The sequence below is a fragment of the Sinimarinibacterium flocculans genome (assembly GCF_003201205.1).
GTDB lineage: Bacteria > Pseudomonadota > Gammaproteobacteria > Nevskiales > Nevskiaceae > Solimonas > Solimonas flocculans.
In genome coordinates this window covers 339010-351716 of the sequence record NZ_QICN01000001.1, presented here as the reverse complement: position 1 = coordinate 351716, position 12707 = coordinate 339010, and the positions used below count along the sequence as shown (strand labels likewise).

Sequence of the window (12707 nt, the reverse complement as noted above, 5' to 3'; positions counted from 1 at the left end):
GGGCATGAGCGGTCGCGTCGCAGCGGTGGGAACGCCGGGCCGGAGTCCGGCCGGCTGGCTCTGGTGGCTGCTTCCGGCAGCACTCATCGGCGTCATTGCGTGGTTCGCGCGTACCGGCGCGGTGTCGCCGCGCATCGCCAACCCCGAGGTCACCGGCGTGCCGCGACCGGTCGAGGTGCTGTTCGGCTTCGACTACTGGCTGGAGCTGCAGCAGTTCTTCTGCGTCGTCGCGATGATCGTCCTGATCGTCGTCTGCATCCAGGCATGGCGCCGCCAGCCAGGGCACCCCTACGTGCTGATGGCGATCGCATCGACCGCGATCGTCTGGCAGGACCCGATCATGAACTGGGCGCCGTACGCGGTGTACAACCCGCAGCTGTGGCACTGGCCCGAGGACTGGCCGCTGATCAACCTGTCGCCGACGGTCGAACCCTTCGTCGTCATCGGCTACGCGCTGTTCTACTTCGGCCCCTACTTTCCCGCGGTGTGGATGCTGCGGCGCATGCAGGCGAAGCGGACGATGGACGCCTTCGTCTGGCGCCACCCGCTGTGGAGTCTCGCGGGACTGATCCTCGTCTTCGGCTTCGTGATGGACATGATGCTGGAGGTCACGCTCGTCAGGACCGGCATGTACATCTACTCGCAGGCCATCCCGTTCGGGACGATCTTCGCCGGCACCACGTACCAGTTCCCGCTGATCTGGGAATCCACCTTCGTCACCTTCGTGATGATTCCCGCGGGCATCCTCGTCTACCGCGACGATACCGGGCGTACCGTGGCCGAAAAGCTCGCGCAGCGGCTGCGCTTCCTGCAGCACCGGCCGGTACTCGCGAGCTTCCTGATGATGTTCGGCTTCCTCAACGTCGCCTACTTCTGCTACGGCGGCGCCTTCGCGCTGATCCGCGTGTCCGGCCTCGCCACCTCGGTCGCCTGCCCCTACCCGTACCCGGAAGCCAAGGTCTACGACCCGCAGGGCTACTACGAGCGCGAGGGCCAGCCCGGACCGTACTTCGAGGGCTACTGGAACCGCATCACCATCGGCCAGCCCGACGGTCGGCCCGCCGTCAATCCGCTGGTCGACGAGCCCGGCTGCCTGCCGAAGGGGAATGGCTGATGCGCACGGTGCTGATCACCGGCGCGTCGCGCGGGCTGGGCCTGGCGTCCGCCGTTCACCTGTACCGACAGGGCTGGCGCGTGGTCGCCGCGATGCGCTCGGTCGATGCCGGCCTGGAACGGCTGCGCGCGGCGGCAGGCGCCCCGGCCGACGATCCGCGCATCGTCGGCATGAAGCTCGATCTTGCCGACGCGGCGTCGATCCCGGTCGCGGCACAGGCCATGCTCGACGCCGTGGGTGCGCCCGACGTGATCGTCCACAACGCCGGCGTGGCCGCCGCCGGCAGTGCCGAGGAAACGCCGGAGTCGGCGTGGCAGCAGCTCTTTGCCACCAACCTGTTCGGCCCGGTGACCCTGACCCGCGCGCTGCTGCCGGCGATGCGTGCGCGCGGCAGCGGCCGCATCGTCGCCATCTCCAGCATGGGCGCCGTGCGCGGCATGCCGGTGATCAGTGCCTATTCCGCCTCCAAGGGTGCGCTCGAACGCTGGGCCGAAGCGCTGTCGCAGGAAATCGCGCCGTTCGGACTGGGCGTGTCGATTCTGGTGACCGGCACCTTCAACACCGACATCCTGACCGAGCAGACGCCCGACTACGGCGACCATCACGGCCCCTACGGCCGGATGTACGAAGGCATCCACGCCGCCGGCAAGGCGGCCGTGGCCAAGGCCAGTCCGCCGGAGAAGTTCGCGCGCGCGCTGGCGCAGGCCGTGCTCGACCGCAAACCGATCGTGCGCCGCACCGTCGGCCCCGACGCCGGCGCGCTGGCCTTCATGGCACGCTGGGTACCGGGGCTGTGGGTACATCACATCGTGCGCATGGCGATGAAGATTCCCGGCATGGGCGTCTTGCGCAGCCCGTCGCCCGCACCTACCACCGTCGCGACGGCCGCCGCGCCTCTGAGTCCGCATCAGACCACGGCCATCGACTTCAAGGACCAGGTCGTCATCGTCACCGGTGCCGGCCGCGGTCTCGGACGCCTGTACGCGCTGGAGTTCGCGCGTCGCGGCGCCGCCGTCGTCGTCAATGATCTCGGCGGCTCGATGGGCGGCGACGGCGCCGACGGCAGTGTCGCCGACCAGGTCGTCGACGAGATCCGTCGGGCCGGCGGCAAGGCCGTGGCCTCCCACGACTCGGTGGCCACGCCCGAAGGCGGCGAGGCGATCGTGCGCACCGCGCTCGAACACTTCGGCCGTCTCGACGCCGTGATCAGCAATGCCGGCATCTTCGGCTCGGTGGACTTCGAACGCCTGAGCGCCGACGCATGGCGGCGCATGCTCAACGTCCATCTCGACGGCAGCTTCTACCTGAGCCAGCCGGCCTTCCGTGCGATGAAAGCCCAGGGCTACGGCCGCTTCGTCTTCACCGCCTCGTCGGCCGGAATGTTCGGGCAGCCGCAGGAAGCCCACTACGCGGCGGCCAAGGCCGGCACCTTCGGCCTTGCCAACGTCGTCGCCATCGAAGGCGAGGAGCACGGCATCAAGGCCAACTGCGTGCTGCCCTTCGGCTTCTCGCGGATGGTCACGGAAACCGTGGGTGGCGACGAGGCCGCCGCGCAGATTCCCTTCCTGCAGATCATCGACCCCAGACTGGTCGTGCCGATGGTGGTGTTCCTCGCGAGCCGCGCCTGCGCCCTGAGCCACCACAACTACTCGGCCGGTGCCGGACGCTATGCCCGTGTCTTCGCCGGACTCGGCGAGGGCTGGCTCGCGCCGGCCGGCACCGAACCGACCGCGGAAGACATTGCCGCCAATCTCGCGAAGATCTCCGGCACGCAGCCGTTCACGGTTCCGACGTCGATCGTCGACGAGGTGATGCAGATCAGCGCGCGACGCGGCCTTGGCCAGGACAGCGCCTCCGAAGCCTCGGGGACCACGCCGTTCAGCGCCGACAGCAAGCTCGGCGACATCCTCGACCATCCCGAAGCCAAGGCGGTGATGGCGCGGCACTACCCGGAGATGGCCACGGCCGGTCCGCTGCTGCGCATGGGGCGTGGCCTGACGCTGCGGCAGATCTCCGGCTTCCCGCAGGCGCGGATGCCGGCCGAGCGTCTGCAGACCATCGTCGACGACCTGCAACGGCTGTCGTAGCTGGACGAAGCGACGCCCATGTCCGCCCCTTCCCGCAGCACCGATCTCGTGGATCTCGACATGCTCGCGTCGTCGCTGTCGAAGCGTGGCGTGCGCGTCGAGGATGCCGGCCCGGGCGCAGCGCCGTGGACGGATGGCACCGCGATCTTCGTCGATCTCGCGGCCCCGAGACGCACGCAGCTGCGCCAGCTCTGCGTGCAGTGCGCCCTGCTGGCCGCGGGCAGCTTCGAGGCCGGACTCCTCAAGGCCGTCAAGCGACGGCCAACGCTTGCGGCACGCTATCTCGTTCTAGAAGCACACCGCGCACTGCTCGCGCTCGATGCGGTGCTGCCGCCGCTTGCGCGCTCGCTGATCGATCCCGGACTCGCCGGGCGCACGGCATCGCCGGCCGACTCGCTGTCACTCGCACGCACGTCCGAGCCGCTGCCGGCGACGCCGACCGACTTCGGCGTTGTTAACGTCCGCGCGCTGCTGTCCGCAGCGCCGGTCGCAACCGGCAGTTCCACTGACGCCCCCCGGCACATTCCCCGGAGCGCGCAGCAGGCGCTGACCGAGCTGGACGACACTGCGCAGGCGGACGAGGAGGACGGCGAGGACACGGTCAGCAGCCCGGTCGGTGGCGGCGGCGGCATCGGCAAGCTGCTGCAGCGCCTGTTCGAGCAGGTGCGCAGCCTCAAGGAGGGCGGCGCCCCGGGCGCCGATGCGCCCACACACAGTTCCCGCAGCGGCGCGCGCGGCGCCGTGCGCAGCGTGACCTCCAGCGCCAGCGCCGACAGCCTCGACGGCCTGCTCGGCCCGCGACGCGGCATCCTCTACCCCGAGTGGGACACGCATCGTGGCGCCTACCGCGCTGACTGGTGCACGGTCAACGAAGTCGCGGCGCAGGCCGACGCACATGCATCGGTGGAATGGCTCGCCGGCCACGCGCTGCGCAAGCCCCTCGCCCGCCTCGGCATGGGTCTCGATCGGATTCACCGCCGTGCACAGGGCGACGACATCGACATCGACGCGGCCATCGAATCGCAGCTCGAACGGCTCGCCGGATCGGCGCCCGACGAGGCGGTCTACGTCGAGAGCCTGCGCCTGCGCCGCGACCTGTCGGTGCTGATCCTGCTCGACGTCTCGGGCTCGGCGACCCAGGACAGTCCCGCAGGCGGCAGTGTCCACGTGCAGCAGCGGGACGTCGCTGCCGCACTGACCACGGTGCTGCATGAGGTCGGTGATCGCGTCAGCCTCTACGCCTTCCACTCGCAGGGCCGGCAGTCGGTGAACCTGACGCCGGTGAAACGTTTCGACGAGGCGCTCGACAGCGCCGTCATGCGCCGGCTGTTCGGGCTGGTGCCGGGTGCGTACTCGCGCCTGGGCGCGGCGATCCGCCACGGCGCGAGCGTGCTGATCGAACAGGGCGGCACGTCGCGGCGCCTGCTCGTCGTGCTGTCGGACGGCCTCGCCTACGACCACGGCTACGAACCCGGCTACGGCCGCGCCGACGCACGCAAGGCGCTGGCTGAAGCACGCCGCGACGGCGTGGGGTGCCTGTGCCTGAGCGTGGGCGCGAGCACCGACACCGAATCGCTGCGCCGGATCTTCGGCAGTGCGGCGCACGCCAGCGTGCCGAAGGCGGATCGGCTGGCCGGGCTGATCGGCCCGCTGTTCCGCTCGGCGCTGCGCAATGGAGAGGCGAAGCGGCGGATCGCCTGACGCTTCGGGGAACCGGCCCGGGCCGGTATTGAGGACGCATAACCGGTAGCTGCGGGACACACCGCCGGCACCGGGGAGGAGAACGGGATGCACAGTGGCACCTTCAAGTCTGCACTCGCATTGCTGGGGCTCGCCGTCCTCGGCTGCGCGACAGCCGCGACCGCGCAGAACGACGCCTCCGATCTGGACGCACTGCTGCAGGGCAACGGCGCGTCGGACCGCCCGGACTCAGCGCCGGGCTCCGCCGACCCCGTGCCGGAACGCACACCCGAGCCCTACGCGCAGACCGTCCCGGTCGCCGAACCGGCGCCTGCCGAGGACAGTCTCGCCAGGCGCATGTTCCGGCCGGCCCGCGAGATCGAAGAGATCATCGTGACCGCGCAACGCCGCGAAGAGAACCTGCAGGACGTCGCGATCTCGATCACGGTCATGGACCAGGAGCAGATCTCCAAGGCGAACATGACTACATCCGCCGACATCGCCCGTTACACGCCGTCGCTGTCGGCGAACACGCGCTTCGGCACCGACAACGCCACGTTCACGATCCGCGGCTTCACGCAGGACCTGCGCACCACGGCGTCGGTGGGCACCTACTTCGCCGAAGTGGTCGCGCCGCGCGGACAGAGCACGCAGACCTCGGGCGACGGCGCCGGCCCCGGCACGCTGTTCGACCTCCAGAACATCCAGGTGCTCAAGGGACCGCAGGGCACCCTGTTCGGCCGCAACACCACCGGCGGCGCGATCCTGATCGTGCCGCAGAAGCCCACCGACGTGATCGAAGGCTATGCCGAATTCACCGGCGCGGAGCTCGGCGGCCTGCGCGGCCAGGGCGTGTTCAACTATCCGGTCAACGATCGCCTGCGCCTGCGCCTGGGCATCGACCACAACCGGCGCGACGGACTGCTCAACAACGTCAGCGGCATCGGCCCGGACGAGCTGGCCGATCTGGACTACACCGCCGGCCGCCTGAGCCTGGTCTGGGACGTCACCGACACGATCGAGAACTACACGATTGCCTCGATGGTGAACTCGGATACCAACGGCAGCACCTCGCAGCTCTACGCCTGCAACAACCTCGTCGAGAACCTGACCGAAGTGGGCGAGTACGACGTGCAGGCCCTGATCAACGGCCTGGTCGACCTCATCGCATCCGGCGGCGACATCGACCTCACCAATCCCCTGCCCGGCGTTCCGCTGGGCGGCAGCCCGCTGGGCCTGCTGACGTTCCAGGCCTGCGAACAGCAGCTCGCCGATCAGGCTGCCGCCGGCCAGGCCGGCCGCTTCGACGTCGTCAGCGATATCGAGAGCGCGTCGACCGACATCCGCGAACGGCGCCTGATCAACACGACCACGTGGACGCTGTCGGATACGCTGGCATTCAAGAACATCCTCGCCTATGCGCATCTGCACACCGAAAACAGCTCCAACGTGTTCGGCAACCGCTTCCCCGACCCTTCCGATCTGACCGGCCGGCGCGTGCTGGGCATCGGCCACACGATTCCGCGTACCGACATGCCCGTCACCCGCCAGGAGACCTGGGTCGAGGAGATGCAGCTGCAGGGCGAGTCCTTCGACAATCGCCTGATCTGGCAGGCAGGGCTGTATTACGAGCACAGCCGTCCGGACGGATTCTCCGGCAACAGTTCGGTGGCGCTGGTGTACTGCGACATCTCGACGATCGAGACCAACGATCCCTCTCAGTACGACTGCTTCGATCCGCTCGCCGGCATCGTCGGCGGCCCCTACCGCTACCAGGTCAAGACCGAGTACATCAACAAGGCCGTGTACACCCAGGGCACCTGGCACGTTGCCGATCCCTTCAGCATCACGCTCGGCCTGCGCTACACCTGGGACGAGACCAGGGGTCACGGCGTCAAGGAATTCTTCCCGTACGTGCTCACGGTGCAGCAGGCACCCGAGATCACCGTGCAGACGCCGACCGTGAAGAGCACCGCGCCCACCGGCATCCTCGAATTCGCCTTCCGGCCACGCGAGGATGTGATGACCTACGCCAAGTACACGCGCGGCTACCGCCAGGGTACGGTCAACATGCTGGCCGATCCCGGTCTCGACACGCACAATCCGGAAACCGTCGACACCTACGAGATCGGCTTCAAGAGCACCTTCGGCGGACTGGTGCCGGGACGCTTCAACATCGCGCTGTTCGACAACACGCTGACCGACATGCAGCTGCAGGGCGGCTACGTGTCGACGACCTCAGGACCGACGACAGCGATCTTCAACGCCGGTGAAGGCACCTCCCGCGGCATCGAGATCGAGTCCTTCTTCCAGCCGCTCGAGGCCCTGAGCGTCAGCCTGTCGTACTCGTTCCTCGATACCAAGCTGGTCAAGTCGGCCGACTTCTGCTCGCGCGTCGAAGCGGTCGGATTCATCGAGGGCTTCACCTGCACCCCCATCGCCGAGGCCGGCGACGAACTGCCGTTTGCGCCGGACCACACCTACGTCGCGCACATCAACTGGACGGCTCCGCTGCCCCCGCGCTGGGGGCGTGTGGACATGGGCGCCACCTACGCGCACACCGGCGCGCAACGCGTCGCCGCCACCAGCTCCTCGCCGTTTGCGGTGCTCGACGGCTTCGGTCTGCTGAACTTGAACATCGGCTGGACCAGCATCCTCGGGGCACCCTACGACCTCACGGTGTTCGCCACCAATGTCCTCGACGAGGAATATGTCGTGTTCACGACAGGGACCTTCAGGCCGCTCGGCATCGAGTCGCGCAACGTCGGCGCCGCACGCTTCATCGGCGCCCGCCTGCGTTACAACTTCTGAGTACGCGTCCCGCACAAGCCCATAGACATGAACACCATGGACTCCACACCACCGGACCACGCGCAGACGGCACGCCCCTATTACCTCGCCTGCGGCAACGAGGAGCGCCTGTTCAAGGCCGCCTACCGACAGGGGCTGTCGATCCTGCTGAAGGGGCCGACCGGCTGCGGCAAGACCCGCTTCGTCGAAGCGATGGCGCACGAGCTGGGGCGCCCGCTGATCACCGTCTCCTGCCATGACGACCTGACGACCGCGGATCTCGTCGGGCGCTACCTGCTCAACGACGGCAGGACCACCTGGTGCGACGGCCCGCTGACGAAGGCCGTCCGCGATGGTGCGATCTGCTACCTCGACGAGGTCGTCGAGGCCCGGCAGGACACGACCGTCGTCCTGCATCCGCTGGCGGATCACCGGCGCCAGCTGCCTATCGAGCGCCTCGGCGTGACGCTCGATGCGGCGCCGGGCTTCTGCCTGGTCGTCTCGTACAATCCCGGCTATCAGAGCGTGCTCAAGGACCTGAAGGACTCGACGCGGCAGCGCATGGTGGCCATCGAGTTCGGCTATCCGCCGGCCGACGCCGAGGAACGCATCGTCGCCGCCGAGTCCGGTGTCGATCCGAAGACGGCAGCCGATTTCGTGCGCCTGGCCCAGGCGATCCGGCGACTCGAGACCGGCGGACTGCGCGAAGTCGCATCGACGCGGGTGCTGATCGCCGCCGGCCGTCTGGTGGCCGAGGGCCTGACGCCCGTCGAGGCGGCGAAGGCCGCGGTCGTCGGGCCGCTGACGGATGACGTGCAGGTCGGCGCCGGCCTGCGCAAGATGATCGACCTCTATCTGGGTGAGGGGACCGCCTGACGTCGCGCGGTGCCCTTCAGCCGCAGCAGTCAGGAACGATGACCAACGACCATTCGCCGCGCGTGCGCGGCCTGCAGGGTGCACTCGATCGGCTGTTCGAATCGATGGCGGACTGGTCCGCCCGACGTGCAAAGACGGTCATGCTCGGCGCCGTCGCGCTGCTGGCCGTCGGCCTCTGGGGCGCCGCCAAGGTCCGCCAGGACAACAGCATGGATTCGTACTTCAACGAATCCGACGCGGCGTTCGCGGCCTACCAGCAGTACATCCGCGACTTCTCGTCCGACGAGGTCGTCTACCTGCTGTATCGCGCGCCCAGCCGCGAACATGGGCCGTTCGACATCGAGGTGATGCGCCAGATCGACGCACTCACGCGCGCACTCGAAGCCGAGGTGCCGTTCGCGCGCAAGGTCACCAGCCTGAGCAATGTCGAGTTCATCGAGGCCGACGGCGACCTGATCACGATCCGCGATCTGATAGAGGACTTCCCTGAAACGCAGGACGAACTGCTGCGCCTGCGCGAGGTCGCGCTGGGCAAGCCGATCTACGTCGGCAGCCTGCTCAGTCCGGATGCGCGCAACGCCGCCATCGTCATCGAGATGACGCGCACCAGCACCGATCCGGTGGACCGCCTGCGCCACGATCCGGACGGCGGCGACGGCATCGCCAATCTCTATCCGCAGGTGCCCAACCGCGTCGTCCGCGAGATTCTCGAACGCCCCGAGTTCCGGTACGCCGGCATCGAGTACCTGATCTCCGGCGACGTGCCGATGAACGCCGCCTACAACGAGATCCTCGGCGGCGAGATCGGGCTGCTGACGGTCGTGTCGATGCTGCTGGTCAGCCTCGCCGGCCTGCTGCTGTTCCGCACCCGGCTGCTCGGTTTGCTGGCGCCGCTGGGCGTCGTGCTGCTGTCGATCACGCTGACGCTCGGCCTGATGGGGCTGGTCGGCTGGAAGGTGAACCTGTTCTTCCTGATGATCCCGTCGCTGCTGTGCGCCGTGGGCGTCGCCCAGTGCGTGCACGTGCTGCATGCCTGGCAGGACGCGCGCGCAGAGAGGCTGGATGCGCCAGCGGCGGTGCGCGTCGCGGTCAGCCGCGTCGGCACGCCCTGCCTGCTGGCGGCCGTGACGACGGCGATCGGCTTTCTCGGCATGACGGTGTCCGACTTGCGCGCCGTCAGCGAGCTGGCGCTGTACTCGGCCTTCGGCGTCATCTGTGCCTTCGTGCTGTCGCTGACGCTGCTGATCGGCTTTGCCGCCCGCGCGAAGCCACAGCCGGCCGCCGTCGGCCCCGCCAACAGCGGCTGGCTGCAGCGCTTCATCGAATGGACCGTCGCCATCAACCTGCGTCATCCGCGTGCGCTGCTCGCCGGCTTCCTGGTCGTGCTGCTCGGGGCCGGCGCCGGGCTGGCGCGGCTGCAGGTGGACTTCAACTTCCTGCACGAGTTCAAGCCGTCGCAGGAGTGGCGTCGGCACACCGAACAGATCAACGCGCTGATGGGCGGCCTGCTCAGCGTGATCTACCTGTTCGAGACCGATACCGCGGACGGCATCAAGAACCCCGACCTGCTCAAGGAAATCGAGGCTCTGCAGGCCGCGGCAGACCGCGAGACCGTCGTGCAAGACAGCCTGTCGATCGTCGACATCGTCAAGGAACTGAACCAGGCCTTCCACGGCGACGACCCCGCCTACTACCGCATCCCGGACGATCCGCAGGTGCTCGCGCAGCTGCTGCTGGTCTACGAGATGTCCGGCGGCAAGGAAATGGAGGACGTGCTCAACCTCGACCGCTCCAGCACCGCGCTGCAGGTGCGGCTCCAGCTGGTCGCGGCCAGCGAGGTGCGCCGCTTCATGGCGGCGATGGATGCCCATCTCGCACAGCATCCGCCGCAGCACGCCCGCATCGAGGTCAGCGGCATCGGCCTGCTGTGGGTGCGTATGGCCGACTACATCACCAGGACCCAGATCGAGGGCTATGCCGTGGTCTTCGGTCTGATCACGCTGGTCATGATGCTGGCCTTCGGCTCGGTCAAGGTCGGCCTGATCGGCATGATCCCGAACCTGTTTCCGATCGCCCTGACGCTGGGCATGATGGGCTGGCTGGCGTGGTCGCTGGACTACCTGCGCCTGCTGCTGGCAACGATCGCGATCGGCATCGCCGTCGACGACACCATCCACATGCTCGCGCGACTGCGCAGCGAGTTCGCGGCCAGCGGCGACTACCGCACGGCCGTCGCCCGCGCCCTGCGCGGCGTCGGCCCGGCGATCACGGTCACCACCGTGATCCTCACCGCAGCCTTCTCCAGCTACCTGATTTCCTCGATGGCGGTGCTGACCAGCTTCGGCGCACTGCTCGCCGCGACGATGGTGGCCGCGCTGGTGGCCGACCTGTTCCTGCTGCCGGCGCTGGTGTTGTGGCTCCGGCCGTTCGGGCCGGAGCGCACGCCGGGCGGCGCAGTCGAGGCCGCGCCCTACTCCGCCGCCGCGGCGGTCTCGGCGGCGAACAACGACTCGGCCTCGGCATAGGGGGATTGCCTTGCCAGCGCGATGAGCTGGGCAATCGTCTTGAGCGGGGTGCTGACCGACATCGAGTTGATCAGCGACGACGGGATCGGACCCGCCGGATCGGACAACATCACGAACTCGATGCGCACCTTGCCGTCGGCCGTCGGCGTGAAGGTCCAGCGATTGCTGGCGCGCACGATACGCACCAGCCCGTCCTTCTCGGGCACCGTACCGCTCGCCGCCTGATCGGCAATGGTCACGGCACCGGTCTGCGCATCGCGCTCGATCTGCCGCTGCATCAGCACATCGCGGTCCTTCAGCGGCCACGGCATCTTCGTCAGCGTATAGACCTGGTAACGCGTGGCACTGTCGCGCTGCACGACCTTCGACGACTCGACCAGCTCGTTGAGCCGGGGTGCGGCGGCCGGGTCGGTGATCACGGCGACGAGGCTGTCCAGATGACCGTCGAACATCGCCGTGCCGCGCATCTCGCGAATCTCCCAACCTTCGACGGCACGCGACTCGATGCGGATGCCGTCCTGCTGCTTCTCCTCGCGCCACTCGCCCTGCGCACCGACCACCGCGCTCAGGCCCAGAAGCAGGACGGCGCAGACCCGGGACATGAAAGCCATCTCAGTCATCCTTATTAATCAACAGTGCTGTTGTATAGTAGCCTGAACGAACGTGAGCCGCAGATGAACGCGAACGAGAACTGGACGACCGCGAAGATGCCGTCACAGGCCGGCAGAACCGCCATTGTCACCGGTGCCAACAGTGGCATCGGCCTGCAGACCTCGATGGCGCTCGCCGCCGCCGGGGCTAAGGTGATCATGGCCTGCCGCAGCCCGGACCGCGCCGCTGCCGCCATCGAGGACATCCGCTCCCGGGTGCCGCAGGCCGACGTGGCGCTGATGAAACTCGATCTTTCCAACCTCGCATCAGTGCGCGACTTTGCCGACGAGTTCCGTGGCCGGCACGAGCGGCTGGACCTGCTGATCAACAACGCCGGCATCATGGGGGTGCCGTTCGCGACCACGGTGGATGGCTTCGAAAGCCAGATGGGGACCAACCATCTCGGCCATTTCGCCCTCACCGGCCTGCTGATCGAACCGCTGCTGGCGACGCCGGCCTCGCGGATCATCACCGTGGGCAGCATGGGCCACTGGCGCGCCAAGCCGCTCGATCTCGCCGACCTGCACTACGCGCGGCGGACGTACAAGCCCTTCGATGCCTACTGCGCGAGCAAGCTGGCCAACTTGCTGTTCATGAAGGAACTCGGCCGACGGCTGGCGGCGCGCGGCGCGACGCAGGTGTCCGCCGGCGGACATCCGGGCGGCGCCGACACCAACATCCAGAAAGCCGAACCCGGCACGTTCGCGGCGATGCGCATGGCCGTGATGCGACCGATCGCGCTGCGCTGGTTCATCAACACCGCCGAGGTCGGCGCGTTGTCGACGCTGTACGCCGCGACGATGCCGGGCGTCGGCAACGACGACTACTACGGACCGGACCGCGTCTTCGGCATGAAGGGCCACCCCGCCCCGGCCCGACGCAGCCGCCTGGCCCAGGATGCCGACGCGGCGCAGCGCCTGTGGACCGTGTCGGTGAAACAGACCGGTATCGCCTACCTGGATTGAGACACGTGCCGGCTGGCGA

Annotated in this window: 7 protein-coding genes and 2 pseudogenes; 8 read left to right on the top strand and 1 reads right to left on the bottom strand. The window is 68.3% G+C overall.

Translation table 11 applies throughout. From position 1 onward, the window contains the following. The first annotated feature begins 4 nt into the window (after positions 1 to 4). From C8D93_RS01560 to C8D93_RS01530, 7 genes and pseudogenes are all read left to right on the top strand, one after another. Positions 5 to 1114: a spirocyclase AveC family protein gene (locus C8D93_RS01560; protein ID WP_110263400.1), complete on the top strand. Its 1110-nt coding sequence runs from the start codon at positions 5 to 7 to the stop codon at positions 1112 to 1114. Continuing rightward, a pseudogene (locus tag C8D93_RS21290) lies at positions 1114 to 1692 on the top strand (SDR family NAD(P)-dependent oxidoreductase); the annotation flags it as partial. The gene C8D93_RS01560 and the pseudogene C8D93_RS21290, both read left to right, overlap by 1 nt. Before the next feature lie 342 nt (positions 1693 to 2034). Beyond that, positions 2035 to 2952 (top strand): annotated as a pseudogene (locus tag C8D93_RS21285) (SDR family NAD(P)-dependent oxidoreductase); the annotation flags it as partial. Between the two features lie 267 nt (positions 2953 to 3219). Next, positions 3220 to 4902 carry a nitric oxide reductase activation protein NorD gene (locus tag C8D93_RS01545; RefSeq protein WP_211307144.1) on the top strand — a complete coding sequence of 561 codons (1683 nt, stop codon included), beginning with the start codon at positions 3220 to 3222 and terminating at the stop codon, positions 4900 to 4902. Between the two features lie 87 nt (positions 4903 to 4989). After that, positions 4990 to 7692, top strand: a complete 2703-nt coding sequence (locus C8D93_RS01540) for a TonB-dependent receptor (RefSeq protein ID WP_110263399.1) — start codon at positions 4990 to 4992, stop codon at positions 7690 to 7692. Positions 7693 to 7719: 27 nt separating this feature from the next. After that, on the top strand, positions 7720 to 8547 hold the full coding sequence (locus tag C8D93_RS01535) for a CbbQ/NirQ/NorQ/GpvN family protein (protein WP_110263398.1): 828 nt from the start codon (positions 7720 to 7722) through the stop codon (positions 8545 to 8547). A 38-nt stretch (positions 8548 to 8585) separates the two neighbouring features. Beyond that, positions 8586 to 11072, top strand: coding sequence for an efflux RND transporter permease subunit (locus C8D93_RS01530; RefSeq protein WP_110263397.1), 2487 nt, complete (start codon positions 8586 to 8588; stop codon positions 11070 to 11072). Here the strand turns inward: C8D93_RS01530 and C8D93_RS01525 are convergent. After that, the gene (locus C8D93_RS01525; protein WP_170123849.1) at positions 11018 to 11683 is read right to left on the bottom strand and encodes an START domain-containing protein; all 666 of its coding nucleotides are present in this window, start codon (positions 11681 to 11683) and stop codon (positions 11018 to 11020) included. The two genes, C8D93_RS01530 and C8D93_RS01525, sit on opposite strands and share 55 nt — an antisense overlap. 63 nt (positions 11684 to 11746) lie before the next feature. Between C8D93_RS01525 and C8D93_RS01520 the strand changes: the two genes are divergently transcribed. Further along, positions 11747 to 12688 (top strand): oxidoreductase, encoded by a 942-nt coding sequence (locus C8D93_RS01520; protein ID WP_110263395.1) that lies wholly within the window; start codon positions 11747 to 11749, stop codon positions 12686 to 12688. Positions 12689 to 12707 lie beyond the last annotated feature (19 nt).

Bases quoted from the DNA above. Each gene is read 5' to 3' on its own strand.
- C8D93_RS01560 (WP_110263400.1), top strand. From the start codon at position 5: ATGAGCGGTCGCGTCGCAGCGGTGGGAACGCCGGGCCGGAGTCCGGCC.
- C8D93_RS01545 (WP_211307144.1), top strand. From the start codon at position 3,220: ATGTCCGCCCCTTCCCGCAGCACCGATCTCGTGGATCTCGACATGCTC.
- C8D93_RS01540 (WP_110263399.1), top strand. From the start codon at position 4,990: ATGCACAGTGGCACCTTCAAGTCTGCACTCGCATTGCTGGGGCTCGCC.
- C8D93_RS01535 (WP_110263398.1), top strand. From the start codon at position 7,720: ATGAACACCATGGACTCCACACCACCGGACCACGCGCAGACGGCACGC.
- C8D93_RS01530 (WP_110263397.1), top strand. From the start codon at position 8,586: ATGACCAACGACCATTCGCCGCGCGTGCGCGGCCTGCAGGGTGCACTC.
- C8D93_RS01525 (WP_170123849.1), bottom strand. From the start codon at position 11,683: ATGGCTTTCATGTCCCGGGTCTGCGCCGTCCTGCTTCTGGGCCTGAGC.
- C8D93_RS01520 (WP_110263395.1), top strand. From the start codon at position 11,747: ATGAACGCGAACGAGAACTGGACGACCGCGAAGATGCCGTCACAGGCC.